Annotated in this window: 19 protein-coding genes, 1 pseudogene and 1 riboswitch; of the genes and pseudogenes, 19 read left to right on the top strand and 1 reads right to left on the bottom strand. The window is 66.3% G+C overall.

Annotation, left to right across the window (positions count from 1 at the left end; all coding sequences use genetic code 11):
- Positions 1 to 61 precede the first annotated feature (61 nt).
- From B5V46_RS03155 to prpB, 13 genes are all read left to right on the top strand, one after another.
- Positions 62 to 931: a LysR family transcriptional regulator gene (locus tag B5V46_RS03155; RefSeq protein WP_080615238.1), complete on the top strand. Its 870-nt coding sequence runs from the start codon at positions 62 to 64 to the stop codon at positions 929 to 931.
- Positions 932 to 1,183: 252 nt separating this feature from the next.
- Entirely contained in the window at positions 1,184 to 2,191 is a 1,008-nt protein-coding gene (locus tag B5V46_RS03150) for an ABC transporter substrate-binding protein (protein WP_080615237.1), read from the top strand.
- Positions 2,191 to 3,228 carry an iron ABC transporter permease gene (locus B5V46_RS03145; RefSeq protein WP_080615236.1) on the top strand — a complete coding sequence of 346 codons (1,038 nt, stop codon included), beginning with the start codon at positions 2,191 to 2,193 and terminating at the stop codon, positions 3,226 to 3,228. Before B5V46_RS03150 ends, B5V46_RS03145 begins: the two co-directional genes overlap by 1 nt.
- A complete protein-coding gene (locus B5V46_RS03140; RefSeq protein WP_080615235.1) occupies positions 3,225 to 3,989 on the top strand; it encodes an ABC transporter ATP-binding protein in 765 nt (254 codons plus the stop codon). The genes B5V46_RS03145 and B5V46_RS03140 overlap by 4 nt, the downstream gene beginning before the upstream one ends.
- A 49-nt stretch (positions 3,990 to 4,038) precedes the next feature.
- Entirely contained in the window at positions 4,039 to 4,947 is a 909-nt protein-coding gene (locus tag B5V46_RS03135) for a DMT family transporter (protein ID WP_080615234.1), read from the top strand.
- Between the two features lie 399 nt (positions 4,948 to 5,346).
- Positions 5,347 to 5,547, top strand: a riboswitch (cobalamin riboswitch).
- 147 nt (positions 5,548 to 5,694) lie between these two features.
- Complete coding sequence (locus tag B5V46_RS03130) at positions 5,695 to 6,705, top strand: ABC transporter substrate-binding protein (protein ID WP_080615233.1); 1,011 nt, start codon at positions 5,695 to 5,697, stop codon at positions 6,703 to 6,705.
- Positions 6,702 to 7,742: an iron ABC transporter permease gene (locus tag B5V46_RS03125; protein WP_080615232.1), complete on the top strand. Its 1,041-nt coding sequence runs from the start codon at positions 6,702 to 6,704 to the stop codon at positions 7,740 to 7,742. Before B5V46_RS03130 ends, B5V46_RS03125 begins: the two co-directional genes overlap by 4 nt.
- Positions 7,739 to 8,500, top strand: coding sequence for an ABC transporter ATP-binding protein (locus tag B5V46_RS03120; protein ID WP_080615231.1), 762 nt, complete (start codon positions 7,739 to 7,741; stop codon positions 8,498 to 8,500). The genes B5V46_RS03125 and B5V46_RS03120 overlap by 4 nt, the downstream gene beginning before the upstream one ends.
- A gap of 51 nt (positions 8,501 to 8,551) precedes the next feature.
- Complete coding sequence (locus B5V46_RS03115) at positions 8,552 to 9,025, top strand: pseudoazurin (protein WP_231119209.1); 474 nt, start codon at positions 8,552 to 8,554, stop codon at positions 9,023 to 9,025.
- Between the two features lie 743 nt (positions 9,026 to 9,768).
- Positions 9,769 to 10,137: an acyl-CoA thioesterase gene (locus B5V46_RS03110; RefSeq protein WP_231119208.1), complete on the top strand. Its 369-nt coding sequence runs from the start codon at positions 9,769 to 9,771 to the stop codon at positions 10,135 to 10,137.
- Positions 10,134 to 11,672: an MmgE/PrpD family protein gene (locus B5V46_RS03105; protein WP_080615228.1), complete on the top strand. Its 1,539-nt coding sequence runs from the start codon at positions 10,134 to 10,136 to the stop codon at positions 11,670 to 11,672. Before B5V46_RS03110 ends, B5V46_RS03105 begins: the two co-directional genes overlap by 4 nt.
- On the top strand, positions 11,669 to 12,841 hold the full coding sequence (prpC, locus tag B5V46_RS03100) for a 2-methylcitrate synthase (RefSeq protein ID WP_080615227.1): 1,173 nt from the start codon (positions 11,669 to 11,671) through the stop codon (positions 12,839 to 12,841). Before B5V46_RS03105 ends, prpC begins: the two co-directional genes overlap by 4 nt.
- A complete protein-coding gene (prpB, locus tag B5V46_RS03095; RefSeq protein ID WP_080615226.1) occupies positions 12,842 to 13,753 on the top strand; it encodes a methylisocitrate lyase in 912 nt (303 codons plus the stop codon).
- A gap of 104 nt (positions 13,754 to 13,857) precedes the next feature.
- Here prpB and B5V46_RS20125 read toward each other — a convergent pair whose 3' ends face one another.
- Complete coding sequence (locus tag B5V46_RS20125) at positions 13,858 to 14,115, bottom strand: ATP-binding cassette domain-containing protein (RefSeq protein WP_080615225.1); 258 nt, start codon at positions 14,113 to 14,115, stop codon at positions 13,858 to 13,860.
- A gap of 53 nt (positions 14,116 to 14,168) precedes the next feature.
- On the opposite strand from B5V46_RS20125, the pseudogene B5V46_RS03085 reads away from it, so the two are divergent.
- The 6 genes and pseudogenes from B5V46_RS03085 to B5V46_RS03060 all read left to right on the top strand — a co-directional run.
- A pseudogene (locus tag B5V46_RS03085) lies at positions 14,169 to 14,882 on the top strand (integrase core domain-containing protein); the annotation flags it as partial.
- A gap of 423 nt (positions 14,883 to 15,305) precedes the next feature.
- Entirely contained in the window at positions 15,306 to 16,937 is a 1,632-nt protein-coding gene (locus tag B5V46_RS03080; RefSeq protein WP_080615224.1) for a peptidase domain-containing ABC transporter, read from the top strand.
- Entirely contained in the window at positions 16,937 to 19,102 is a 2,166-nt protein-coding gene (locus B5V46_RS03075) for a peptidase domain-containing ABC transporter (RefSeq protein WP_080615223.1), read from the top strand. The genes B5V46_RS03080 and B5V46_RS03075 overlap by 1 nt, the downstream gene beginning before the upstream one ends.
- Positions 19,102 to 20,427 (top strand): HlyD family type I secretion periplasmic adaptor subunit, encoded by a 1,326-nt coding sequence (locus B5V46_RS03070; RefSeq protein ID WP_080615222.1) that lies wholly within the window; start codon positions 19,102 to 19,104, stop codon positions 20,425 to 20,427. The genes B5V46_RS03075 and B5V46_RS03070 overlap by 1 nt, the downstream gene beginning before the upstream one ends.
- Before the next feature lie 408 nt (positions 20,428 to 20,835).
- Entirely contained in the window at positions 20,836 to 24,138 is a 3,303-nt protein-coding gene (locus B5V46_RS03065; protein ID WP_080615221.1) for a hypothetical protein, read from the top strand.
- Positions 24,135 to 26,861, top strand: coding sequence for a hypothetical protein (locus B5V46_RS03060; protein WP_080615220.1), 2,727 nt, complete (start codon positions 24,135 to 24,137; stop codon positions 26,859 to 26,861). The genes B5V46_RS03065 and B5V46_RS03060 overlap by 4 nt, the downstream gene beginning before the upstream one ends.
- Positions 26,862 to 26,871: the final 10 nt, after the last annotated feature.

Raw genomic sequence — 26,871 nt, 5'->3', positions numbered from 1 at the left:
CGGCTTGAACTTCTGCTTCAAACGACAAATCTTATAACCGGCCATTAGAACAGGTAATGCCATGGACCGCCCTGACCTGCCGCTCAATGCCCTGCGGGTCTTCGAGGTCGCGATGCGGCAGGGCAGCTTCACCAAAGCCGCGATCGAGTTGCGCGTGACCCAGGCCGCGGTCAGCCACCAGATCGCGCGGCTCGAGGATCTGCTCGGCGTCGTGCTGTTCCTGCGCACCTCGCAGGGGCTGGTCCCGACCGACGAGGGACGTCTGCTGTTCCCGGTGCTCGAACACGGGTTCGATGCGATGGCGCGGGTGCTGGAGAGAATTGGCGGGCGGCGCGATATCGAGGTGCTGAAAATCGGCGTGAACACGACCTTCGCGCTCGGCTGGCTGATGCCGCGGCTGGCGGCCTTTGCGCAGGCACATCCCGAGATCGATCTGCGGATCTCGACCAACAACAATCGCGTCGAGATCCTGCGCGAAGGTCTCGACATGGCGATCCGCTTCGGCACCGGTGGCTGGACTGGACATGACGCAATCCCGCTGATCGAGGCCCCGCTGACACCGCTCTGCGCTCCGGCAATGGCCGCACATCTGCTGCATCCGGCAGATCTCGGCCAGATGACGCTGCTGCGCAGCTACCGCAGTGCGGAATGGCCGGGCTGGTTCGAGGCCGCGGGCACAGCCTGCCCGCCGATCACCGGCCCCGTGTTCGACAGCTCGGTCGCGCTTGCCGAACTGGCCGCATCGGGGGCCGGCGCGGCGCTGCTGCCGGTCACGATGTTCGAAAGCTACATCGCGCAGGGCCGGCTGGCACAGCCCTTCGGTGTCACGCTCTCGGCCGGGCGCTACTACCTGGCCTGGCCGTCGGACCGACCTGCAACCCCGGGGATGCGCCTCTTCTCGGGCTGGCTGTCGGGCAAAAGCGCCTTGTAACCCCGCCCCCTCACAAGCGCAGGACCTCTGCATCAAGCCCCCAAGGCAAGCCAACGACGCTGAACTCACGCCCCGACCTCGCTGTCTTAGCCCTTGAACCAAGCGCAGTGAAACATGACGGTCCGCGCCCGGCGGCAGGGGCAGAGACAGTACCCCGCGCGGGAAAACCCGACAAAATCGCTCTTGTAATCGCAACCCGGATGGATTTACCGGCTTCTTGACGAGTTTGCCCGCTGATGGAGGCCCCCCCCGATGTCAAGAAAAGCGATCCTTGCGCTTGTAAGCGCTGTACTGGCGGGCTCTGGCATGGCGGTACAGGCCGCAACCGACTACCCCCTGACCATCGAGAATTGCGGCCAGAGCGTCACCTTCAGCCAGGCACCGCAAAACGCGGTGGCTCTGGGCCAGAACAGCGCAGAGATCATGCTGCTTCTGGGGCTGGAAGACCGGATGGCCGCCACCGCCTTCTGGCCGAATTCCGTGTTGCCCGAACTGGCAGAGGCCAATGACGGGGTCGAGGTGCTGACCGTCGAATTCCCGACCCTAGAATCCGTTCTGTCCAAGCAGCCCGATTTCGTTGCCGCCATGCTGACGACGCTGCTTGGCCCTGACAGCAAGGTCGCCAACCGCTCGGATTTCGACGAGCTTGGCATTCCGACCTACCTGTCGCCGAGCGCCTGTTCGACGACGCTCGATGTCGGCGATGCCTACGGCTCGCGCGACGAACTCTGGAACATGGAGCTGCTGTACAAGGAGATCGGGGACCTGTCCCGGATCTTCGATGTGCCTGAACGCGGACAGGCCGTGATCGAGGATTTCAAGATGCGCGAGGCGGCCCTGCGCGCGGAATTCGCCGGGAACGAGGATCTGACCTTCCTGTTCTGGTTCTCCAGCCCGTCGCCCGCCGATGATGCCTATCTCGGCGGCGGCAACGGACCCTCGGGCTATATCGCGGATATCCTCGGCGGGTCCAACGCCATCCGGACAGAGGCGGAATGGCCCGTGCTCGGCTGGGAAGGCATCATCGCGGCGGATCCGACCGTGTTCGTTGTGGCCCAGGTCGATCGCGATCGCTGGGATCTGGACACAGCCGAAAGCAAAATCGAATTCCTGACATCCGACCCTACCGTCAGCCGGATGGAGGCCGTTCGAAGCGGCCGGATCGTGGTCATGAGCGGCGCGGCGATGAACCCCGGCATCCGGACCCTTTACGGGGCCGAGCAGGTGGCCGAACAGTTGAAGGCGCTCGATCTGCCGTGATGTCCACCGACGTTTCAAAAGACGGGGCCGCGCGCCTCTCGGTCTTTCTCGGCCTGTCGCTCATCGCCCTGGTCTTCGCCATCGCCGCCGCAACCGCGCTTGGCGATTACAATATCCCCCTGCGGACGGTCTTCCTGTCGGTCACCAACGAGCTCGGCCTGACCGGTGCCGAGATCCCGCCGATCGAGCAGAGTGTCGTCTGGAACCTGCGCCTGAGCCGCGCGCTGGTGGCGGCCCTGTCCGGGGCGGGGCTGGCGATCTGCGGGGCGATCCTGCAGGCGCTGCTGCGCAACGCACTGGCCGAACCCTTCGTGCTGGGCGTGTCGGCGGGGGCCTCGACCGGGGCGGTCTGCGTGATCGTCCTGGGCATTGGCGCGGGCAGCCTGTCGCTGTCGCTGGGCGCCTTCGCGGGGGCTTTCGCAGCCTTCGCCCTCGTGGCGCTTCTGTCCAACGGCGCGACCAGCGGGCCGAACCACACGATCCTGGCAGGGGTCGCGGCCTCGCAGCTTTTCAATGCGCTGACCTCCTATATCGTCACGACCTCCGGCAATGCCCAGCAGGCGCGGGATGTGATGTTCTGGCTTCTGGGCAGCTTCGGCGGCGTGCGCTGGCCGGATTTCCAGCTTTTGCTGGTCGTGGTCATCGTCAGCCTCGCCATCTGCATCTGGATGGCACGCTCGCTCGACGCCTTCACCTTCGGCGACGAGGATGCCGCGGCCCTTGGCGTGCCGGTTGCCCGTATCCGACTGGCGCTGTTCGGCGTGACCGCGCTTCTGACCGCGACGATTGTCAGCATGGTCGGCGCCATCGGCTTCGTCGGTCTGGTCGTGCCGCATGCGGCCCGATATGTTGTCGGGCCCTTGCATATGCGGCTGCTGCCGGCCTGCGCGGTGGTGGGGGCGGTCTTCATGGTGATCGCCGACATCGCCTCGCGCATGATCGCGACACAGCAGACCGTGCCCATCGGGGTCGTGACGGCGCTGGTCGGCGTGCCGTTCTTCGCGATCATTCTTTACCGCGCGAGGCCGCAGGTATGAGCATTCTGGCCGAGAACCTGACCTGGGGCGTGAAGCGCAAGACCATCGTCTCGGACGTTTCGCTGAGGGTCGCCCCGGGCGAGACGCTGGGCCTGATCGGCCCCAACGGATCGGGCAAATCCTCCCTGTTGCGGCTGCTGGCGGGGCTGCGGCGCCCGCTGCGGGGCCGGGTCCGGATCAACGGGCAGGACATCGCCCATGTCTCCCGCAGGGCATTGTCGCGACAGCTGGCCTTTGTTCAGCAAAGTGCTGCCACCGACACCAATGTCACGGTGAGCGATGTCGTGCGGCTCGGGCGGACCCCGCATCGCTCGGCTCTGGCGGGCTGGTCCGAGACCGACGAGGCCGCGGTGACACAGGCGCTGGAACGCGTGGAAATGGCATCGCATAGGAAACAGGCCTGGCAGACCCTTTCGGGAGGCGAGCGCCAGCGGGTGCATATCGCGCGGGCGCTGGCGCAGACACCGCAGGTGATGTTCCTCGACGAGCCGACGAACCACCTCGACATTCACCACCAGATCGAAATATTGGCCATGGTCCGCGACCTCGATCTGACCAGCGTCATCGCCCTGCATGACCTGAACCTCGCGGCCATGTTCTGCGACCGGATTGCGGTTATCGAAGGAGGGGTCATGCGCGCCTGCGGCACACCGGATGTTGTCCTGACCCAGGACGTCCTGCGCGACGTGTTCAGGGTCACGGCGCATGTCTGCACCTATCAGGATGCGCGTCGGCCGCATATCCGGTTCAGCGCGGAATGAGACGGTCCGTATGGCGCGCGGCCCGGACCCTGGTCCGGATGATGGCAGAATGACGGACCGGTCGGTCTTCGCCGCACCCCGTCCTGCCGGCCGGAACGAGCGGCTGGGCATCACCTTGCGGGTGCTCTCGACCCTCGCATTTGCCATGATGGGCGTCTGCGTGAAGGCGCTTGGCGACGCCGTCCCGCTGGGACAGGTGGTGTTCTTCCGCTCGGCCGTGGCCCTGCTGCCCTTGATCGCCTTCCTGTGGTGGCGCGGAGAGTGGCCCCGCGGGCTGGCGACGTCCCGTCCCATGGGACATATCGGTCGCTGCCTGATGGGCGCGGTCGCGATGTTCACCTCCTTTGCGACGATCCGGCTCCTGCCGCTGGCCGAGGCGACGATGCTGTCCTATCTCGCGCCGGTGATGCTGGCCCTGCTGGGCTGGGCTCTGCTCGGAGAGAGGCCGAGCGCAGGCCGGATCGGCGGTGTCGTGCTCGGCCTTGCCGGAGCGGCGGCCTTCTGCCTGCCCGCCTTTGCCGGGGCCTTGCCCGACAGCGGCGCCCTGGGCGTGGCCCTGGGGCTTTTGACCGCGGCTCTGACGGCCGGTGCGCTGATCCAGGTGCGCCGACTGACACTGCTGGGCGAAGGCGCCGGAGCCATCGCCTTCTGGTTCGCCGTGGTCTCGGCCCTGATCGGCCTTGCGACACTGCCCTGGGGCTGGGTCTGGCCCGGTCCGGCAACACTCCTGCTGTTGATCGGAACCGGGCTGGCGGGCGGTATCGCCCATATCCTGATGACGCTGTCCTTCAGCCATGCCGATGCCTCGGCACTGGCCCCCTTCGAATATCTTTCGGTTCTGTGGGCCGTGGCGCTGGGTTTTGCCTTTTTCGCCGAACTGCCGGGCCTGGCCTTCCTGCTGGCAGGGCCATTGATCCTGACAGGCGCCTTCGTCGCCCGCCCGGCACGGCGGCAATAGTCCCCGCGAGCTTTGAAGGGCGGCGCCTGTCCTTCCGGCATCCGGACGCCCCTGCCCGGCTCGCCCCGAGCGCAACAGACCGCGCCGGAATAGCGGTTGCGGGCAAAGCCGATGAGGCAGGTCTTCGACCGCGCCGCGGATGCGGCAATAAAGCCACGGAAAAAGCCGTGGAGCGGTCCGGCGAGGCGGATCCGGGCTCCGGTCGCACCCGCGCGGGGCCGCTCCAGCCCGGCGCCGCTCGCCCCGAGCGCATCAGGCGGCGGGACCGCCAAAGGAAGGGCTTTCGTCGTTTCAGGACAGTGACGCCCCGACAGAACGGACAGGCCGCGAGCTCTCGAGGTAAGGTTTTCCGGAATGACGCCTGCGACCGGCAGGCAGTTGACCCGATAGGGGTTTCATGCTCTGTGCTCGGTCGCCGGTTTCCCGTTTGGGAATGAAAAGGGAATTCGCCGCGGGCCAGATGTCCCGCGAACCGAAACTGCCCCCGCAACTGTAGGCGGCGAGCGGCGGTCCGACAACGCCACTGGGCATCTGCCTGGGAAGGCCGGACCGGCGGACGACCCGTCAGTCAGGAGACCTGCCGGCATGAAACCACCATCAACCGGGCGGGGTTGCCCGGGGAAAGGGATGTTCATGCCCGGATCTTTCGGCCGTGCTCAGCCAGGCGCGTCTTGCGCCAGCCAAAGAACTGACATCCGCCCAGCCCGCAAACCCCGGGGCCCGGAAGCCAATTTCCGGAGAGTTTCCATGAACACCAAGACTGCCTTCCTTTCGGCGGCCCTTATGGTCTGCGCGGGCATGGCCCAGGCCACCGACTATCCCCTCACGCTGGAGAATTGCGGCCAGACCCTGACCTTCGACGCCGCCCCCGCGCGCACCGTCACCGTCGGCCAGGGCACGACCGAGATCCTTTACCTGCTGGGTCTCGCAGAGCGGGTGAAGGGCACCTCGGTCTGGTTCACCGATGTCCTGCCGCAATTCGCCGAGCTGAATGCCGGGATCGCGCGGCTGGCCGACAACGATCCCAGCTTTGAGAGCGTGGTGGCCGCGCGGCCCGATCTGGTGACCGTACAATACGAATGGCATATCGGCGCCCAGGGCATCGTCGCCACCCGCGAGATGTTCCATGATGTCGGCGTGCCGACCTACGTTCTGCCCAGCGACTGCGCCGGCAAGGATAACAGCCGCGGGTCGGACGGCACCCGGACCGAGATGTTCTCGACCGACTCGATCTACCGGTCGATCGAGGAACTGGCGCGGATCCACGATGTCGGGGAGCGGGGCGCGGAACTGATCGACGAGCTGAAGGCACGCGAGGCCGCAGCCATCGCACAGGCCCGGGCGCTGGATCTGCCCGAAACGGCCTCGGCGGTGTTCTGGTACTCGTCCGCCGAGATGGACATCGACCCCTATGTGGCCGGGCGGAAGGGCGCGCCGGGCTACATGATGCAGGAGCTCGGGATCGAGAATGTCGTGGCCTCCGACGAGGAATGGCCGACCGTGGGATGGGAGAGCATCGCCAGGGCCGACCCGACGGTGATCGTGCTGGCCGAGATGACGCGCCGCCGCTTTCCCGCCGACGATGTCGAGAAGAAGCTTGAGTTTCTCCGCACCGATCCGGTTGCGAAGGAAATGACGGCGGTCCGGGAAAACCGGATCGTGGTGATGGACGCCCAGGCGATGGATGCAACGGTGCGGGCGATCTACGGGCTGGAGGAGCTGTCCACGGCGCTGGCCGGATTCGATCTGAGCAAATGAGGTCCGGCGCCCGTCGGGCCCGCTGGCACTGGGGGTGGATCGCCCCCCCGGTGCTGCTGGCCGCGCTGATCGCCGGAACCGCGATCGGCGAGACCCGCATACCCGCCGCGACCGTGTTCCAGGTGCTGGGCAACAAGCTGTTCGGCACCCTCTACCCGGTTGCGCGGATCGACGAGGGCATCGTCTGGAACTACCGCCTCGCCCGCGCGGTGGTGGCGGCCGCCTGCGGGACGGGGCTCGCCCTGTCGGGCGTCGTGCTGCAGGCCCTGCTGAGGAATGCGCTGGCCGATCCCTATCTGCTGGGGATCTCCGCCGGGGCCTCGACCGGCGCGGTTGCGGTCACCGTCGCCGGGCTCGGCGCGGGCGCGCTCTCGCTGTCGACAGGCGCCTTCGCCGGGGCGCTTCTGGCCTTCGTCATGGTCGCGACCCTGGCGCGCGCGGCAGGCGGCGGCACCGGGCTGCAGGCCGCGGGCGTGATCGTACTGGCCGGGATTGCGGGGGCACAGCTCTTCAACGCGATGACCGCCTTCCTGATCGCGAAATCCGCCAATGCCGAACAGGCCCGCGGCATCATGTTCTGGCTTCTGGGAAATCTCTCGGGGGCGCGCTGGCAGGACAGCCTGATTGCCGTGCCTGCCGCGGCCTTGGGGCTTGGGGTCTGCCTCTGGCATGTGCGCAGCCTCGACGCCTTCACCTTCGGGGCTGACAGTGCGGCCTCGCTCGGCATCAACGTGCGCCGGGTGCAGGCGGTGCTGATCGGGACGGCGGCTCTGGTCACCGCGCTGATCGTGTCGCTGGTTGGCGCCATCGGCTTTGTCGGGCTGGTGATCCCCCATGCGATGCGGTTCCTGGTGGGCGGGCGGCACCGGCTGCTGGTGCCGGCCTCGGCGCTGGCGGGCGCGGTGTTCCTGATCGCGGCGGATATCGTCTCGCGCATCCTGATCCCGGGACAGGTGCTGCCCATCGGCGTGATCACCGCGCTGATCGGCGCGCCCGCCTTCGCGGCGATCCTGATCCGGGGGAGGGCCCGGAAATGATCCTGAGCGGGGAAGGCCTTGGCTGGCGGGTACAGGGGCGCGCCATCGTCTCTGACATCACGCTGTCGGTCATGCGCGGCGAAAGGTTCGGGCTGATCGGCCCGAACGGGTCGGGAAAGTCGAGCCTGCTGCGGATGCTGGCCGGTATCCGGGCACCAAGCGAAGGCGAGGTGCGGCTGGAGGGGCGCCCCATGAGCCGCCTTCCCCGCCGCGAGGTCGCGCAGCGGGTGGCGCTGGTGGAACAGCAGGCCGAAACGACCGAGCGGATCACCGTCCGCGACGCGGTCGAGCTGGGGCGCACGCCCTGGCTCTCGGCCCTGCATCCGTTCTCGGACGAGGACGAGGCCGCGGTCGAGGCGGCGCTGATCGCCGTCGGCATGCAGGATTTCGCCGCCCGCCACTGGCATACGCTTTCGGGCGGCGAGCGGCAGCGGGTCCATATCGCCCGCGCGCTGGCGCAGCGGCCCGGGCTGCTGATCCTCGACGAACCGACCAACCATCTCGATATCGGGTCGCGGCTGTCGATCATGGCCCTCGTGGAGCGGCTGCCGGTGACGACCATCGCCGCGCTGCACGACCTCAACGAGGCGATGGCCTTCGACCGGCTGGCCGTTTTGCAGGGCGGGCGGCTGATCGCGCTCGGCCCGCCCGGCGAGATCCTTGTCCCGGCGCTGCTGCGCGAGGTGTTCGGGGTCGAGGCCCATCTGTTGACGGATCCGGCGGACGGTGCCCGGGTTCTCCGTTTCAAGCCTGTTTGATGAAAGACGCAAATGATGCGAAGACTTGCTCTCTCTGTGCTGTTGCCCGCCATGATCCTCTCCGCCCCCTTCGCGGCGGCAAAGACGGTCGAGGTGAAGATGCTGAACCGCAACGCCTCGGGCCCGATGGTCTACGAGCCGGATTATCTGGTGATGGAGCCCGGCGATACCGTGCGGTTTCTCGCCACCGCGCCGGGCCATAATGCCGGAACCATCGACGAGATGCTCCCGGCCGGGGCAGAGCCCTTCAAGGGCCAGATCAACGAAGAGATCGAGGCGACCCTGACAGAGCCCGGCATCTACGGGATCAAGTGTTCGCCGCATTTCGCGATGGGCATGGTGATGCTGATCCAGGTTGGCGACCGGCCAGCGGCCGAGACGGATCTGCCCGCCGGGCTTCCGACGCGGGCCGACAGGCGCCTGCGCGAGATCATCGCCCGCCAGAACTCCGGGCAGGAACAGGCAGAACCGCAGACGTCCCCCGAGCCGGAGGCCGGGCCGGACACCGCGCCGGACACCGAGTGATCCGCCGCCACCGCGCCTGCTGTCCGCAAAGGCAGGAGTTCGCCGCAAGCGGGCGCGGTCTGTTTCCCTTCCCGGGCATCGGGCGCAAGGTCTCGCGGCCCGAACGCGCATAGCGGAAAGCCCGGGAGCCCGTCGAGATGCGCTTCGCCCACCCGAGGCGCATACCCGTGCCTCTCCGCCTTCACCACCGGACCCCGACTGGCGCCCGGGACGCGTTCGACAGAGCCGCAACCGTCCAGCCGCTCTGCAAGCTCGCCGAGCCACCGCGGCAGGATCGCCCGCGGCAAGCCCCGGCAGCGCGTCGCCCTGCAGGGTCGCGCGTCATTCGGCCGGAAGCCGCGCCCTCTTCGGAACAGACCCGGATATCGCGCCCGAAGGCCGCGTCGAGCTGTAAAAGCACCTGCATCGTCAACAGGCGCCGGCGGCGCTCGATCTGGCAGGGATAGCCGGGCGAGACGCCCGCCTCCCCTGAGCCTCCCCTTAACCAGGGGCGCCTCGGTCCGCCCGCAGGTCTTGCAAAGCGGCCACCGCATGCCGCCAAGGCCTCCCTCACACCAGCCACGTCCCGGAATTCGCAACCTTCGCATATCTCAGGAAAAACCTCGAAGGTCTTCGCATTTTCAGTACTTTTCAGGGTAAATCTCTCCGATTAAGCCAAATGAAACCTCCGGGAAATGCAAAGGTTGCGAATAATGGTTCCGTGCTCACCGCAGAATACAGGCACATCGACAGCCCCCACCCGGGTGACCGCGCTGATCTTTCCCGAGACGGTCAACCCCCACGGCACGCTCTTCGCGGGCGCGGGGCTTGCGATGATGAGCAAGGCCGCCTTCCTCGCGGCCAGCCGCCGCGCCCGCCGCATGGTGGTGATGGCGGGATCCGAGAGGATCGCGTTCCGCACCCCCGTCCTGCCCGGCGAGGCGCTGGAACTGACCGCCATCGTGACCCGCATCGGTCGAAGCTCGATGAGCGTCGAGGTGACCGGCGAGGCAGAAACACTGACGACCGGGGCGCGCCATCTGGCGATGACCGGCCGTTTCGAGATGGTCGCGGTCGACGAGACCGGACGTCCGACCCCGATAGCCATACCCACGGAGGAGAAGACCCGATGAAGGACGGAGCACCGCAGCTCGAGCTGCACCGGCTGCACATGCACAAATCGGCCGATGCACTGGCCCGCGAGGACCAGCTGGCCTGGAAACTGGCGGAACTCGCCGCCGATCCGGTCTCGGTTCCCGACGATACGGCCGGGATGATCGTGAACCGGGTGATCGACAACGCGGCGGTGGCGGCGGCCTCGGTGGCGCGCCGTCCCGTGGCCTCGGCCCGGGCGCAGGCGCTGTGCCACCCCTACAGGCGCGGGGCGACGGTCTTCGGGATGCCGCAGGACACCCGCGTCTCGCCCGAATGGGCGGCCTGGGCCAATGGCGTGGCGGTGCGCGAGCTCGACTTTCACGACACCTTCCTCGCGGCGGATTATTCGCACCCGGGCGACAATATCCCGCCGATCCTCGCGGTCGCCCAGCATTGCGGGCTGTCGGGCAAGGCGCTGCTGCGCGGCATCGCGACGGGCTATGAGATCCAGGTCAATCTGGTCAAGGCGATCTGCCTGCACGAGCACAAGATCGACCATATCGCGCATCTGGGCGTCTCGGCCGCGGCCGGGATCGGCACCGCGCTGAACCTGCCCAGAGAGGTGATCTACCAGGCGATCCAGCAGGCGCTGCATGTCACCACCACGACGCGGCAGTCGCGCAAGGGCGAGATTTCCAGCTGGAAGGCCTATGCCCCTGCCTTCGCGGGCAAGATGGCGATCGAGGCCGTCGACCGGGCGATGCGGGGTGAAGGCGCGCCCAGCCCGGCCTGGGAAGGCGAGGACGGCTTCATCGCCTGGATGCTGTCGGGCCCCGATGCGGTCTATCAGGTGCCGCTGCCCGGCAGGGGCGAGCCGAAACGCGCGATCCTCGAGACCTATACCAAGGAGCATTCGGCCGAGTACCAGAGCCAGGCGCTGATCGATCTTGCGCGCCGCCTGCGCGGCGAGATCGGCGATCTGCGCCAGATCGAGAGCATCGTGATCCATACCAGCCACCACACCCATCACGTGATCGGCACCGGCGCGAACGACCCGCAGAAGATGGACCCCACGGCCAGCCGCGAGACGCTGGATCACTCGATCATGTATATCTTCGCCGTGGCGCTTGAGGACGGCGCCTGGCATCACGAGGCATCCTATGCGCCGGAACGCGCCGCGCGACCCTCGACGGTCGATCTGTGGCACCGCATCTCGACGCTGGAAGATCCGGACTGGACGCGCCGCTATCACAGCCGCGACCCGCAGGAAAAGGCCTTTGGCGGTCGCGTGGTGGTGACGCTGAAAAATGGCCGGGTGATCGAGGACGAGATCGCACTGGCCGATGCCCACCCGCAGGGCGCCCGCCCCTTCGAGCGACCCAATTACGTCAAGAAGTTCCTGACGCTTTCCGAGGGCATGCTCGACGCAAAGGAACAGGACCGGTTCCTCAACGCGGCCGAGGGCCTCGCGGAGCTCCCCGAGGGCGGGCTGGACGCCCTGAATTTCACCGCCCTGCCGGAGAAACTTGGCACGCATTGCCCCAAGGGCCTTTTCGAGCGGAGCGGATCATGACCGGCATCATCAGGAAACCGAAGAAATCCGTCGCCCTCTCGGGCATCGTCGCGGGCAACACGGCGCTTTGCAGTGTGGGTCAGACCGGCAACGACCTGCATTACCGCGGCTATGACATCCTCGACATCGCCGAGGCCTGCGATTTCGAGGAGATCGCGCATCTGCTGATCCACGGGCATCTGCCCACGACGGCCGAGCTGACCGCCTACAAGGCCAGGCTCAGGCGCCTGCGCGGTCTGCCCGCCGCGCTGCGCCAGACGCTGGAGGCGATCCCGGCCGCGACCCATCCGATGGATGTGCTGCGCTCGGGCGTCTCGGCACTGGGATGCGTGCTGCCCGAGCCCCATGACCAGAACCCGGCCGCGGCGCGCGACATTGCCGACCGGCTGATCGCGGTCCAGGGCTCGATGCTGCTTTACTGGATGCATTACGCCCGGAACGGCCGCCGAATCGACGTCGAGACCGAGGACGAGACCGTGGCGGGGCATTTCCTGCACCTGCTGCATGGTGCGCCGCCCGGCCAGGATCATGTGCGCGCGATGCACACGACCCTGATCCTTTATGCCGAGCATGAATTCAACGCCTCGACCTTCACCGCACGCTCCATTGCGGGCACCGGGGCGGACATCTATTCGGCGATCACCGGGGCCATCGGCGCGCTGCGCGGGCCCAAGCATGGCGGTGCCAACGAGGCTGCCTTCGAGATCCAGAAGCGCTATGCCACACCCGACCAGGCCGAGGACGACATCCGCCGCCGTGTCGCCGCGAAGGAGGTCATCACCGGCTTCGGCCATCCGGTCTATACGGTTTCGGACCCGCGCAACGTGGTCATCAAACGCGTGGCCCGGCATCTGGCCGAGCATGAGGGCGCGACCCGGAGGTTCGACATCGCCGAGCGGATCGAGGAGGTGATGGCCGATGCCAAAGGCATGTTCCCCAATCTCGACTGGTTCTCGGCGGTGTCCTATCACCTGCTGGGCGTGCCAACCGAGCTGTTCACGCCGATCTTCGTGATCGCGCGCACGGCGGGCTGGGGCGCGCATGTGATCGAACAGCGCGCGGATGGAAAGATCATCCGCCCCTCGGCCAATTACATCGGCCCCGAGAACCGCCGCTTCCTGCCGCTCGACCAGCGCGGCGGGCTGCTGACCGATCAGACGGAGGCGTAAATGCCCTATCTCGTTGCAAACGACCTGCCCGACCTCCCGGCGCCCGCGCGGTTCCGCGCGGCTCTGGCCCGGCCCGGGATCTACCGCCTGCCGGGCGCCCATAACGGCATGGCCGCGCTTCAGGCCAAGGCCGCCGGGTTCGAGGGAATCTATCTGTCGGGCGCGGCCATGACCGCCCAGATGGGCCTGCCCGATCTCGGCATCATCACCGTCGACGAAGTGGCCTTCTTCATCCGCCAGATCGCGCGTGCCTCGGGCCTGCCGCTGCTGGTCGATGGCGATACCGGCTATGGCGAGGCGCTGAACGTCATGCACATGGTCCGGACCTTCGAGGAGGCGGGTGCTGCGGCCGTCCATCTCGAGGACCAGCTTCTGCCCAAGAAATGCGGCCATCTGAACGACAAGAAGCTGGCCCGCCCCGAGGACATGGCCGCCAAGATCGCCGCCGCCGCCCGCGCCCGGCGCGATCTTTTCATTATCGCGCGCACCGATGCAGCGGCCTCCGAAGGTCTCGAAGGAGCGGTCGTCCGCGCGAAGCTTTATGTCGAGGCAGGGGCCGAGGCGATCTTCCCCGAGGCATTGAATTCGGTCGAGATGTTCCGCGAGCTCCGCGCCCGGCTGCCCGGGGTAAAGCTTCTGGCCAACATGACCGAATTCGGCCGGACGCCTTCGTTGACGGCGGCCGAGTTCCAGGAGCTGGGCTATGACATGGTGATCTGGCCGGTCAGCTCGCTGCGCGTGGCCAACAAGGCCCAGGAGCGGCTTTACGCCGAGCTTGCGCGCTCGGGCTCTGCGGCCCGGCAGATCCCCGAGATGCAGACCCGCGCCGAGCTCTACGAGACGATCGGTCTGAACGCCTATGAGGCGCTCGACCGCTCGATCGTGGCCAGCGTGGTACCCCAGCCGGCCTGACCGGCAGGGGCAAAGACGGTCGGGGCAGTGAAGGCTCCGGCCCATCCAGCCCGGCGCACACAGAGGATGAAGGCGTTCGCCACCGCCTGGGAGCCAGCGTCCCGTCAGGCCGCGCCGGGTCGTCCGAGCACGTTGATATGAAGGCCATGACCGGCATCGCGCAAGGCCTCCATCACCTCGAACTGGTGCCGGATATCGAGCGCGGCGGTCGGCTCGTCGAGTAACAGGGCAACGGGATCGTGGGACAGCGATTGCGCCAGCACCGCAAGCTGGCACAGGCCGCCCGAAAGATCGCACAGAGAGGTTCCGGCACTTGCCCCCGCGGTCCGCGCGCGCCGCTCTGCCTGCGAAAGCCCGGGCATCAGAAGATCCTGAACGGTCGCCAGCGTGGCGCCACCGGTTCGAGCCCGCTGGCGACGGCCTGGGCACGCGCTGCGACCGCTGGCTGGCGCTCGAGGACGCCCATGCGGGCCAGACCATCGAGATCACTGCCGAACAGGCCGCCTTCCTCGAGAAGCAGAACCCGTGCTTCCGGGAAAGACACGTGGAATCAGGCACTCCCGGCGAGCTGCTCTCGGCCGACACGTTCTTCGTCGGCACGCTGAAGGGGATCGGCAAGGTCTATCTGCACGCGGTCGTCGACACCTTCGGCAGCTACGCCTTCGGCTTCCTGCACGTCTCCAGGCAGCCCGAGGCGGCGGTCGCGGTGCTGCACAACGACGTGCTGCCCTTCTACCGCGCCCTGGACCTGCCGGTGAAAGCGGTGCTGACCGAGCGAGCCATTGAAGGCGCCATTGGTTCGAGCCCAATGGCGAGCGGCCGCGAATTCTGCGGCACCGAAAAGCACCCCTACGAGCTCTATCTCGACCTCAACGCCATCGAGCATCGCCGCACCAAGGTCCGCACGCCGAAGACCAACGGCTTCGTCGAGCGCTTCAACGGAACGGTTCTGGAGGAGTTCTTCCGCGTGAAGATGCGCGAGACCTTCTACGAGACTGTCGAGGCGCTCCAGGCCGATCTCGACGCCTGGCTCGTCCACTACAACACCCAGCGCCCGCATCTGGGCTACCGCAACATGGGGAGACGTCCCATCGAAACCGTAATGTCATTCGTTAGCCAAGAAGGTTAAGTGTACACCTTATTGCACAATCGAAGGATCTTGCGCGGCAAGGTGATTGTCGTCGCAGGATATTGTCACGCCTTGAGAGCAGGAAATCGCACGCCCAAGCCGCCGAAGACCTTGGTCTCTTCGATTCAGAAACGACACCGAAAGAACACCTGATTTTATAAATCAGCGCGAATTCTCCAAATCCGTACATGACTTGTTTACAATAAATACCGGCGGAGCAGAAAAATCACCACATCGACCGCCTCGGCACGCAATCCCGTCTGCGCAACCTCAGCTTACATCTGGCGATTACGCTTTATTAGGCAGCCTCATTTAAATGAGATCCGGCGACACCGCGACGCATCTTCAGTCGTCGCGCGCCCCCTGTTGCTCCGTTCGATGTGCTCACATTGTTCGGTGCGCCCATGAGGAACGAGGCACGCATTGAAAAGACCCGGCGCCCTCCCCTATGTCTCGATCGGAATAGCCTCGCTCTGCATCAACGCGCTATCCTTGGCGGCGCCGCTTTTCATCCTGCAAGTTTACGACCGCATCATCCCAAATCACTCGGAAAATACAGCCGCCCTCATAGGGTTGGGCGTTCTTTGCGCCTTAGCACTTGAGACCGTTCTAAAGATCGCGCGGTCCAGAATTCTGTCGCCCCTTGCAACAGATTATGAAGTCCGGGCCAGCTGTGGCGCCGCACGTCATCTCTTTCACGCCGACCTGGCGGCATTTGAGCGTGTTTCGCCGGGCGCGCATATGGAGCGGCTCGCCGCCGTTGCTCAGCGACGCTTCAATGGGACCGGGCAAACGCTTCTGGCCATCTGCGATTTCCCCTTCCTGTTCGTTTTCATGTGGATGATCTGGATTCTGGGCGGTCCGGTGATCATCGCGCCTGCTCTCGGCGCCATTGCCCTGGCTGTTGCGGCAGCACCGGCAAACCGCTCTGCGCGAGAGGCTCTCGCCCGCGCGCTGTCTTTGGACGACCAGAGATACGATTTCCTGCTCAGCACGCTTTCAAGCCTGCCCTCGCTCAAGGTCGCCAATCTGGAACGCCCGGTATTGCGCCGATACGAGGCCCTTCAGAAGCGGCGCCTTGCAGCGCAGGGGGAGGCATTCACGGCCGATCAGCGGCTGACCGACCTGTCGCAACTCGTCGTACAGCTCTCGATCATCGGGGTCATCGTGCTGGGCAGTCTGCTGATATTGCAGGGCCATATGTCGATAGGGGGACTATCTGCCTCGACCTTGCTGGCAGGTCGTTTCCTGGCACTCATCAGAAACCTCATTCTTCTGGCTTCGCGCCTGCAGACATCCAGCATCGGGCGCGAGCAGATGGATGCGATTTTCAAAATCCCCGTCAGATCGGCTTCCTCCGGCATTCTGAACGCCAGTCAGGCACCGCCGAGGCTGAGCCTGCGCGGCGTCGTCTTCGACGATAACAATGGCAAGCGGGTGCTCGACGGCGTCAATCTGGACCTTCGGGAAGGTCATACAATCGGTCTTGTCGGAGACAACGGCAGTGGCAAGAGCATCCTGCTGGCCCTTGCCGCAGGCCTGTACTCCCCGACTGCCGGAGAGGTTCTCCTGGGCGGACATCCCCTATCCGACTATACCGACGAAAGCCTGCGCAGGACCATCTCGCTGGTGTCCCAGCAAGAGACCTTGTTCGCAGGCTCAATCCTCGAGAACATTTCGATGTTCGCCCCCGAACGCGTCGATGCCGCGCTCGGAGCCGCAGAGCGAACCGGTCTCACCGAGCTGATCAAGCCATTGCCGAAGGGCTTTGCCACGATCGTCGGCGACGACGCCGCCGACGGGTTGCCACGCGGTGTCGTGCAGCGCATCGCCCTTTGCCGGGCGCTGGCCCTGGACCCGCAGGTCCTGCTGTTCGACGACGCCAATTCGGCAATTGACGACCAGGGCGATGAAAAGGTCGCCGAGCTTTTTGCAGATATCCGCGAACGTTGTGCGATCCTTTTCGTCAGTCACAGGCCAAGCGTCCTGGGCCGCGCCGATGCGATCGTGCGGCTGGCAAACGGACGGATCAGCACCGTCGAGGGCACATTCTGATGGCAGATACCGGAACCGAAAGCCGATCCGGTGGGGCCAATGGGCCCTTGGCCCGTTTCGGGGCGCCCCCTGCCATGCATGCGCAAGGAAAGGCGCAGGACCCCGTCGACGAAACACTTGCCACCTGCCTGTATGACGCGCTGCGCGATCTCGGCTGGCGGGGCGAGCTTCGGGATCTGCGCCTGTCCTTCGCATTGGATCTCTCGGGCGACAGAGTGCTGGACACGCTCAACGCCGCTGCCCGGCTCGGCTTTGCGGGACATATCAGGCGCGGTCGGGTGTTTTCCGGCAAGGATCTGGCCCGCACAGCCCTCGGGCCGGGCGGCATGACGCAAGGCTTGCTGTTCTTGCCCCTCCGTGGAGAGCCTCGCTTTCTGCGGATGCGCACGGGCGATACCCGGGCCTCGGAGCGCCTGGGCAGGGGCACGCTCATTCGCTTTGAACGCGTCGAAACGCCTGCTTCGGAAATCGGGAAATCCTGGCTCGGCCGAAGACTGCGTGCGCAGCTTCCGCTGATCCTGCGCGCGCTGCTGCTGACGTTTTTCGCAAATCTGGCAGCGGTGGCGAACCCACTGTTCGTGATGGCGGTTTACGACAAGGTGGTGGTGTCGGAATCGACCGCCCTGCTCGCCTATCTTGCCGCTGGAGTGGTCGCCGCCGCCTGGATGGAAATGCTGATGCGTCGGCTCCGCGGTCGGATCATGAACCGCGCCAGCCAGCGGTTGGGATATATCGTCGGGAACGCGGTCTTCGGCCGAATACTGACACTGCCCAGTCGCACGACCGAGAGAGCGGGACTGTCGAGCCAGATTGCCAGAGTGCGCGACGTGGATCGAATCCGGGATCTGTTGCGCGGCCCGCTCGAGCAGGCACTGCTCGACACGCCCTTCACACTGCTTTTCATTGCCGCTGTCGCCATCGTCGGTGGCTGGCTGGCCCTGGTCCCGCTCTGCTTCATGATCCTGTTTGCAGCGCTGGCGGCGATCGGTGAGCGGCATATGCGTGGCCGTGGTGCGGAAGTTGCAAAGGCGAACGCTCAACGCCAGCTCGTGACGCTCGAAATGATGCATCGCATGCGTGCGATCCGGGCCGCGGGCGGCGAAACGGTTTGGCTGGAACGCTATCGCGACAGCGCGGCAAAGGCAGCCCGGGCGAGCGAGCGCAATACCACCTCGGCCCAGATTTTGGCAGCCATCGGCCAATCGCTTGGCACAGGAGCAGCTCTTGCGACACTCTTCGCGGGCATTTTCCTGGTGCTCGCCAATGCCATGACGACCGGCGGGCTGATCGCCAGCATGATGCTGGTCTGGCGCCTGATCGCGCCGGTTCAAAACGCATTCCTGGCAGCAACGCGAGTCGGTCAGCTGGTCGCATCCGCCCGCCAGATCGACCGGCTGATGGACACCGAGGCAGAGATCGCCCCTGGCGAAGGCGACGGCGAGCGGCCGCCGATCCGGGGAGAGATCGCCTTCAACCGCGTGACGTTCAGATATGGGCGCGAAACCGAACCGATTCTGAGCGGCGTGAGCTTCACCGCGCAGCCCGGAGAGATCATTGCCATTGTCGGTCGCAACGGAAGCGGAAAATCAACTCTGCTGAAGCTGATCGCCGGGCTATACGACGCGCAGGCAGGCAATATTCGCCTGGATGGCCGAGACCTTCGGCAATTCGACCCGACGCATCTGCGTCGAGCCATTTCCTACGTCCCGCAACTCCCAAGCTTTCATTACGGCACACTCCGCGAAAACCTCTTGATGGCAGAGCCGGAGGCCGACGAACCGGACATTGCCGAAGCGCTGCAGCTCGCAGACGCGGCGACAGCCGTAGCGGCATTACCCGAAGGCTTGGATACCTTCTATGATGCCCAGCTTGTCACCTTGCCTGTCGGCCTGCTTTCACGTCTGTCACTGGCGCGCATGTATCTTCGGAAGGCGCCTGTCGTTCTGTTGGACGAACCGGCGACGGGCATCGATTTCATGGGAGAATTCGCCTTCATCGGCGGACTGGAGCTGCTACGCGCTCGCGGCGCGACCGTACTTATCGTCACCCATAACCGCCAGCATCTCGGCATCGTGGACAAGATCCTGATGCTTGAGGATGGCACTGTACGCTTTTTCGGCTCGGCCGAAAAGGTGCGCGACCGAATTCCCAAGGGGTTGATCTGATGTCTGACGAAGAAAGCGCATCGACCGGGATGAAGAACGGGTTCGCCGTCGAGGATTTCGTCCGCGATACCGGCATCGGCCCTTTGACCCATGCCATGATCTGGACGATCGCCGGAGGTCTTCTTGCATTCCTGGCGTGGGCTGCAATTACGCCGGTCGACGAAATCGCCAAGGGTACAGGAGAATTCGTTCCCGCCGGTGCCGTGCGTTCGCTTGACCATCTGGAAGGCGGCATCGTGGAAGAGGTGTTGGTAAAGGAAGGCGAGGTCGTCGCCGAAGGCCAGCCATTGCTGCGATTGACCAGCACGGCGACCACCTCCAACCGTGACCAACTGATCACTCGGCGGACGACACTGCAACTGCAGGCCGAACGTTTCGCAGCCTTCGCCGAGGGGCGGCGTGCAAATTTTCATCGTTTCACAAACGACGACAAACTGATCGCGGAACAAGAACGCCTTTTAAATGCCCAGATTGGCGTCCGCGTTAGCCAGGAAAACGTTTTTCAGGAGCAGGTCACCGGATTGGAAGCACAGATCGAGGCGGTGGTTCTGCAGAAGGAAACCCTCGCCGAGGCATTGGCCCTGATTGACCGACAGGCCTCCATTCGCGAAGGGCTGGTCGGCAAGGGGTTGAACCCGCTCCTTCAACTGCTCGAGATACAGCGAGAGCAGACCATGGCGGTGGCGGAACTGCGCGAACTGGACCGTAGCATATGGTCCCTTCGCAACGAAATCTCGCAGGTCCACACCCGAATCAGTGAATTTCACGGACGCTTGCTCGAAGAAGCGCTTAACCAACTTCGAACCGCCAATGCAGAGCTTGCCGAGATCCGTGAGCAACTGACCGCTCAAAATGACAGGATCAAGCGACTGCTCATCGTGGCGCCGACGGCAGGTATTGTACAAGAGCTCGCCGTACGCACCGTTGGTGGTGTGCTGAAGCCCGGCGAGACAGCCGCGAGACTGGTACCATTGGATGACGAACTGATCGCAGAGGTTCAGATTTCACCGCGCGACATAGGATTTGTTCGGGTCGGCCAGGCGGTGAAACTGAAGGTCATTGCCTTTGATTTCAGCCGCTACGGACATGTCTATGGAGAGATCTCGAGCATATCGCCCAGCACATTCCTGGACGCCAACAAAGTGCCATATTACCTATGCCGCATACATTTAGATTCTCGCCAGATTGGCTCAGAAGATGAAGCGCGCCACTTTCTTCCTGGAATGACGATTCACGCCGAAATTTTGACCGGGAAAAAGACCATTCTTCAGTATTTTTTAAAGCCGCTCTACACAATAGTCGATGGTACGCTGGGGGAAAGGTAACCCAGGGTTCTGGGGAAGCGTTTGATGGCTGAGGGTGAAAATACTGCGGATCCTCCACTTGGGACAGAGAATGACGCGTTGAGCGCTCAGGTTGCACGGCCTGGCCGCGAGCGCGTCGAAGTTATCGAACGCCCTGTAGACGCAAACGCGGCCATACGTGCCGTCGATGACCGCAGCCTGTCTTTGATCCATCGGGGCGAGGTCGAAGAGCCAACCCTGCTCCGCGCGCCCGCTCCCGCCTCCGTCGGCGAGCCCTTGGCAGAGACCATCGAGGCTTGGCGCGCAGGCGAGACGACAGCCATGTCAGTCTCCGATCTCGGGCCGGTGCCGTTCTTTTCATGGGGTGCCCCCGCCAGCGGGGCCTCGTTTGCCACGATTGGACTCCCTAGTAATGCACTCTCTGGCGGCATGTCGAACGTCGTCGATGGCATGAACGTTGAGGATGCTACCCCTTTCGATATGGCCGAGTTCGCCGCACAATCGGTCCAGACTGTTGACACAATTCCCCCGGCCATACCGGCCGACAGCGTTGAATTTCCCAACGAGGACATCTCCGCCGACGATAGCCCTGTCACCCCGGTCGTCGATGCGCCCGACCTCACCGTCGCGCCCGCCACCGGGGCCGAGGACGGCGCCATCGCCCTCGATCTCTCCGCCGCGCTGATCGACCCCGCCCCGGGCGAGAGCCTCGCCCTCACCCTGGCGGGCCTGCCAGAGGGCGCCACCCTCTCGGCCGGCACCGACAATGGCGATGGCAGCTGGACGCTCGCCCCCGAGGATCTCGCCGGGCTCACCCTCACCCCGCCGCCCGATGTCCATGGCGATCTCGCGCTCTCCGTCACCGCCGTCGCCAGCCTCGGCTCCGACAGCCGCAGCGTCACCGCCCCGCTCGCGGTCACCGTCACCCCGGTCGTCGATGCGCCCGACCTCACCGTCGCGCCCGCCACCGGCGCCGAGGACGGCGCCATCGCCCTCGATCTCTCCGCCGCGCTGATCGACCCCGCCCCGGGCGAGAGCCTCGCCCTCACCCTGGCAGGCCTGCCAGAGGGCGCCACCCTCTCGGCCGGCACCGACAATGGCGATGGCAGCTGGACGCTCGCCCCCGAGGATCTCGCCGGGCTCACCCTCACCCCGCCGCCCGATGTCCATGGCGATCTCGCCCTCTCCGTCACCGCCGTCGCCAGCCTCGGCCCCGACAGCCGCAGCGTCACCGCCCCGCTCGCGGTCACCGTCACCCCGGTCGTCGATGCGCCCGACCTCACCGTCGCGCCCGCCACCGGCGCCGAGGACGGCGCCATCGCCCTCGATCTCTCCGCCGCGCTGATCGACCCCGCCCCGGGCGAGAGCCTCGCCCTCACCCTGGCAGGCCTGCCAGAGGGCGCCACCCTCTCGGCCGGCACCGACAATGGCGATGGCAGCTGGACGCTCGCCCCCGAGGATCTCGCCGGGCTCACCCTCACCCCGCCGCCCGATGTCCATGGCGATCTCGCCCTCTCCGTCACCGCCGTCGCCAGCCTCGGCCCCGACAGCCGCAGCGTCACCGCCCCGCTCGCGGTCACCGTCACCCCGGTCGTCGATGCGCCCGACCTCACCGTCGCGCCCGCCACCGGCGCCGAGGACGGCGCCATCGCCCTCGATCTCTCCGCCGCGCTGATCGACCCCGCCCCGGGCGAGAGCCTCGCCCTCACCCTGGCAGGCCTGCCAGAGGGCGCCACCCTCTCGGCCGGCACCGACAATGGCGATGGCAGCTGGACGCTCGCCCCCGAGGATCTCGCCGGGCTCACCCTCACCCCGCCGCCCGATGTCCATGGCGATCTCGCCCTCTCCGTCACCGCCGTCGCCAGCCTCGGCCCCGACAGCCGCAGCGTCACCGCCCCGCTCGCGGTCACCGTCACCCCGGTCGTCGATGCGCCCGACCTCACCGTCGCGCCCGCCACCGGCGCCGAGGACGGCGCCATCGCCCTCGATCTCTCCGCCGCGCTGATCGACCCCGCCCCGGGCGAGAGCCTCGCCCTCACCCTGGCAGGCCTGCCAGAGGGCGCCACCCTCTCGGCCGGCACCGACAATGGCGATGGCAGCTGGACGCTCGCCCCCGAGGATCTCGCCGGGCTCACCCTCACCCCGCCGCCCGATGTCCATGGCGATCTCGCCCTCTCCGTCACCGCCGTCGCCAGCCTCGGCCCCGACAGCCGCAGCGTCACCGCCCCGCTCGCGGTCACCGTCACCCCGGTCGTCGATGCGCCCGACCTCACCGTCGCGCCCGCCACCGGCGCCGAGGACGGCGCCATCGCCCTCGATCTCTCCGCCGCGCTGATCGACCCCGCCCCGGGCGAGAGCCTCGCCCTCACCCTGGCAGGCCTGCCAGAGGGCGCCACCCTCTCGGCCGGCACCGACAATGGCGATGGCAGCTGGACGCTCGCCCCCGAGGATCTCGCCGGGCTCACCCTCACCCCGCCGCCCGATGTCCATGGCGATCTCGCCCTCTCCGTCACCGCCGTCGCCAGCCTCGGCCCCGACAGCCGCAGCGTCACCGCCCCGCTCGCGGTCACCGTCACCCCGGTCGTCGATGCGCCCGACCTCACCGTCGCGCCCGCCACCGGCGCCGAGGACGGCGCCATCGCCCTCGATCTCTCCGCCGCGCTGATCGACCCCGCCCCGGGCGAGAGCCTCGCCCTCACCCTGGCAGGCCTGCCAGAGGGCGCCACCCTCTCGGCCGGCACCGACAATGGCGATGGCAGCTGGACGCTCGCCCCCGAGGATCTCGCCGGGCTCACCCTCACCCCGCCGCCCGATGTCCATGGCGATCTCGCCCTCTCCGTCACCGCCGTCGCCAGCCTCGGCCCCGACAGCCGCAGCGTCACCGCCCCGCTCGCGGTCACCGTCACCCCGGTCGTCGATGCGCCCGACCTCACCGTCGCGCCCGCCACCGGCGCCGAGGACGGCGCCATCGCCCTCGATCTCTCCGCCGCGCTGATCGACCCCGCCCCGGGCGAGAGCCTCGCCCTCACCCTGGCAGGCCTGCCAGAGGGCGCCACCCTCTCGGCCGGCACCGACAATGGCGATGGCAGCTGGACGCTCGCCCCCGAGGATCTCGCCGGGCTCACCCTCACCCCGCCGCCCGATGTCCATGGCGATCTCGCCCTCTCCGTCACCGCCGTCGCCAGCCTCGGCCCCGACAGCCGCAGCGTCACCGCCCCGCTCGCGGTCACCGTCACCCCGGTCGTCGATGCGCCCGACCTCACCGTCGCGCCCGCCACCGGCGCCGAGGACGGCGCCATCGCCCTCGATCTCTCCGCCGCGCTGATCGACCCCGCCCCGGGCGAGAGCCTCGCCCTCACCCTGGCAGGCCTGCCAGAGGGCGCCACCCTCTCGGCCGGCACCGACAATGGCGATGGCAGCTGGACGCTCGCCCCCGAGGATCTCGCCGGGCTCACCCTCACCCCGCCGCCCGATGTCCATGGCGATCTCGCCCTCTCCGTCACCGCCGTCGCCAGCCTCGGCCCCGACAGCCGCAGCGTCACCGCCCCGCTCGCGGTCACCGTCACCCCGGTCGTCGATGCGCCCGACCTCACCGTCGCGCCCGCCACCGGCGCCGAGGACGGCGCCATCGCCCTCGATCTCTCCGCCGCGCTGATCGACCCCGCCCCGGGCGAGAGCCTCGCCCTCACCCTGGCAGGCCTGCCAGAGGGCGCCACCCTCTCGGCCGGATGATCGCCGCTGTCGCGGCCGACGGCTCTACGACCTGGTCCCTGAGCGCGGCCGATCTGGAGGGCTTGACCCTGATCCCGCCCGCAGGGTTCACAGGCGATTTCGATCTGGAAATTGTGGCCATTGCCAGCGATCCGGTCGGCGGCGTCGCGTCCACCACCCTTTTGCTGCCGGTGACAGTCTTTGCAGACGAGCCTTCGCTGCCACCGCCGTCGCAGGTGATCGCGCTGAACGGATTGACCACCCAGGAAGACACGGCCGTGGCGCTGGAGCTCGGACAAGCCTTCCTCGATGCCACCGGCTTCTCGAACCTGAATTCCGCGACGATTTCCGGCTTGCCGGAAGGAACGACCCTCTCTGCCGGCGAGTTGCAACCGGACGGAAGCTATCTGGTTTCCGCAGCGGACCTCGAGGGGCTCTTGCTGACGCCTCCCAATGACTCGGATGTCGACATGCGCATCGCCGTCCGCTTCGAGCTCACGGATGGCGCCGAGGTCAACGCGGCTTTCGATCTGCAGGTGGAGGCCGTGGCCGACATGCCGACGGTCACGATCACCGGCGCCTCGAGCGATGACGTCTCGATCATTCCCTTCAATATCGGGGGCGGACTGAGCGATGTCGACGGGTCAGAGACACTGACGCAGTTCGTGTCCGGCCTGCCGGAAGGCGCACGCCTGTCGGCAGGCACTTATGCGGGCGATGGCCTCTGGTCATTGACGCCAGAGGATCTGGCGGGGCTGACATTGCGCCCCCCGACAGATTTCTTTGGCAGCTTCGGCTTCACGACGACAGCCGTAGCCACAGAATCCAGCAATGGCGACGTGGCTGTCTGGAACCAGAACGTCACCGTGACTGTCTCGGGAGGGCAGGAAGGAGAGGTCTGGCAGAGCTATGACGTACGCGGAGAGGAAGACACGCCAATAGATCTGGGGAGCTTTCTGCTCCTCTTCGATCTGGCCGGGCTCGCTTCCATCAGTATCGCGGGCGTGCCGGAAGGCGGGACATTGTCGGGCGGCTATCTCGATGAAAACGGCGACTGGATCATCGCCGTCAGTCTGCTTGCAAACCTGACCTATACGCCGCCCGAGCATGATGCTTCCGACGTCACGTTGACGGTTGTCGGCAAGATTCTGTCCTTTCCGATCACCCTTGCTCGCATCGATGTTCTGGTTGACGCGGTCGCGGATGCGCCCGACCTGTCGGTCGGCGCGCCCGACGGGGTCGAGGATCAGGCGCTGAGCCTGACCGTCGCCGGCGCGCTCATCGACACCGATGGTTCCGAGACCCTGTCCTTCGCCGTTCTCGGGTTGCCCGAGGGCGCGGTGCTGAGCGCGGGAACGCGCGACCCGGCAAGCGGGACCTGGATCCTGACAGCCGAGGATCTTTCCGGTCTCACCCTGACGCCGCCTCCCGATTTCAGCGGCCAGCTGACCTTTGACGTGAGAGCGATCTCGCTGGAAGACGAGGGTGACGCGGCCATCACGACAGAGACGATCTCGATCGCAATCGCGCCCCTGACCGATACCGCCTCGCTCATCGTCCAGGCCGCGCAGGGGGATGAGGACCAGCCCATCCCCCTGAGCATAGCATTGAGCTCGGGCGATACGGACGGGTCGGAAAGCGTGACCTCCATCGTGATCTCGGGCCTGCCTGACGGAGCGGTACTGAACGCCGGAACCGATCTCGGCGGGGGCCGTCATGCGCTGCTTCCAGAGGATCTCGCCGGCCTGACGATCACGCCGCCGCCCAACTTTTCGGGACAGTTCGAGCTGCAGATCGAGGCGACATTGCAGGATGGCACCGCTGATCCCGTCTCGGTTTCAAGCTCGGTAACGGTAACGGCGGCACCGGTCGCGGACGCGCCGATCCTGATTGTGGTCGACGCCCTCGGTGTCTTCGACGCACCGGTGGATCTGAACATCTCGGCCGCCACGGTCGTGCCGGACGGGACAGAGGCGCTTTCCATCACTCTGAGCGGACTGCCCGAAGACGCCTATCTTACGGCCGGACGCAACATCGGCGGCGGGGTCTGGTCGCTCGAAACCGGACAGCTCGACGGATTGCAGCTTCTTCCGCCAGCGGACTGGTTCGGCACATTATCCCTGACCGTCGATGCCTATGCCACAATCCCCGGTACGGGCGACATCGCCCAAACCACGGCGACCTTCGATGTCCAGGTTCCCGAGCCTGCCCCCGTGCAGGTATCGGTTGCAATCGCTCCCGACTTCACGATCGACAGTATCGACAGCGTATCCCGGGTCGTCGTCACACTGACGGAGGATGTGCTTTTCCCCGACGATACCCTTGCCCTGTCCGACGAAGCGGCCTCCGATCCGGTGCTGTCAGCTGCCCTGAGCGAAGGGGCTCCCAGCCTGCGCTTCGAAAACGACGGGCGGGACGCGATCCTCGAGGGCGACGCGCCAGTGGAGATTTTCGAGCAATTGGTGCGCGGCCTGCAGTTGCAGACCTTCTCGGATCAGGGCGGCAGAACGGTCTCGATCGATGTGTACGATGCCGCCGGCGATCTCGCCCCGTTCGAGTCCGAAAGCCTGACCTTGAGGCCGAACGAACCCGCCGCGTCGTCCGACCCTGGCGATCTCGCCAGCACAGATGCAAGCTTCGACGTGACATCCGATCCGATGAGCCCGAGTTGGGACTCGGGCGGCGATGCCCAGGATCCGCTGCCAGCGGAGGATCCTGCACCTTCCCAAGACATGACGGCCTAGCAGGGAGGCA

Source organism: Rhodovulum sp. MB263 (assembly GCF_002073975.1).
Classification (GTDB): Bacteria; Pseudomonadota; Alphaproteobacteria; order Rhodobacterales; family Rhodobacteraceae; genus Rhodovulum.
Note: the sequence above shows the minus strand (reverse complement) of the source record. Positions and strands in the feature narration are given on the sequence as shown.

Bases quoted from the DNA above. Each gene is read 5' to 3' on its own strand.
- B5V46_RS03120 (WP_080615231.1), top strand. From the start codon at position 7,739: ATGATCCTGAGCGGGGAAGGCCTTGGCTGGCGGGTACAGGGGCGCGCC.
- B5V46_RS03105 (WP_080615228.1), top strand. From the start codon at position 10,134: ATGAAGGACGGAGCACCGCAGCTCGAGCTGCACCGGCTGCACATGCAC.
- B5V46_RS20125 (WP_080615225.1), bottom strand. From the start codon at position 14,115: ATGCCCGGGCTTTCGCAGGCAGAGCGGCGCGCGCGGACCGCGGGGGCA.
- B5V46_RS03130 (WP_080615233.1), top strand. From the start codon at position 5,695: ATGAACACCAAGACTGCCTTCCTTTCGGCGGCCCTTATGGTCTGCGCG.
- B5V46_RS03135 (WP_080615234.1), top strand. From the start codon at position 4,039: ATGACGGACCGGTCGGTCTTCGCCGCACCCCGTCCTGCCGGCCGGAAC.
- B5V46_RS03115 (WP_231119209.1), top strand. From the start codon at position 8,552: ATGATCCTCTCCGCCCCCTTCGCGGCGGCAAAGACGGTCGAGGTGAAG.
- B5V46_RS03125 (WP_080615232.1), top strand. From the start codon at position 6,702: ATGAGGTCCGGCGCCCGTCGGGCCCGCTGGCACTGGGGGTGGATCGCC.
- B5V46_RS03155 (WP_080615238.1), top strand. From the start codon at position 62: ATGGACCGCCCTGACCTGCCGCTCAATGCCCTGCGGGTCTTCGAGGTC.
- prpC (WP_080615227.1), top strand. From the start codon at position 11,669: ATGACCGGCATCATCAGGAAACCGAAGAAATCCGTCGCCCTCTCGGGC.
- B5V46_RS03060 (WP_080615220.1), top strand. From the start codon at position 24,135: ATGATCGCCGCTGTCGCGGCCGACGGCTCTACGACCTGGTCCCTGAGC.
- B5V46_RS03065 (WP_080615221.1), top strand. From the start codon at position 20,836: ATGTCGAACGTCGTCGATGGCATGAACGTTGAGGATGCTACCCCTTTC.
- B5V46_RS03150 (WP_080615237.1), top strand. From the start codon at position 1,184: ATGTCAAGAAAAGCGATCCTTGCGCTTGTAAGCGCTGTACTGGCGGGC.
- B5V46_RS03140 (WP_080615235.1), top strand. From the start codon at position 3,225: ATGAGCATTCTGGCCGAGAACCTGACCTGGGGCGTGAAGCGCAAGACC.
- B5V46_RS03145 (WP_080615236.1), top strand. From the start codon at position 2,191: ATGTCCACCGACGTTTCAAAAGACGGGGCCGCGCGCCTCTCGGTCTTT.
- B5V46_RS03075 (WP_080615223.1), top strand. From the start codon at position 16,937: ATGGCAGATACCGGAACCGAAAGCCGATCCGGTGGGGCCAATGGGCCC.
- prpB (WP_080615226.1), top strand. From the start codon at position 12,842: ATGCCCTATCTCGTTGCAAACGACCTGCCCGACCTCCCGGCGCCCGCG.
- B5V46_RS03070 (WP_080615222.1), top strand. From the start codon at position 19,102: ATGTCTGACGAAGAAAGCGCATCGACCGGGATGAAGAACGGGTTCGCC.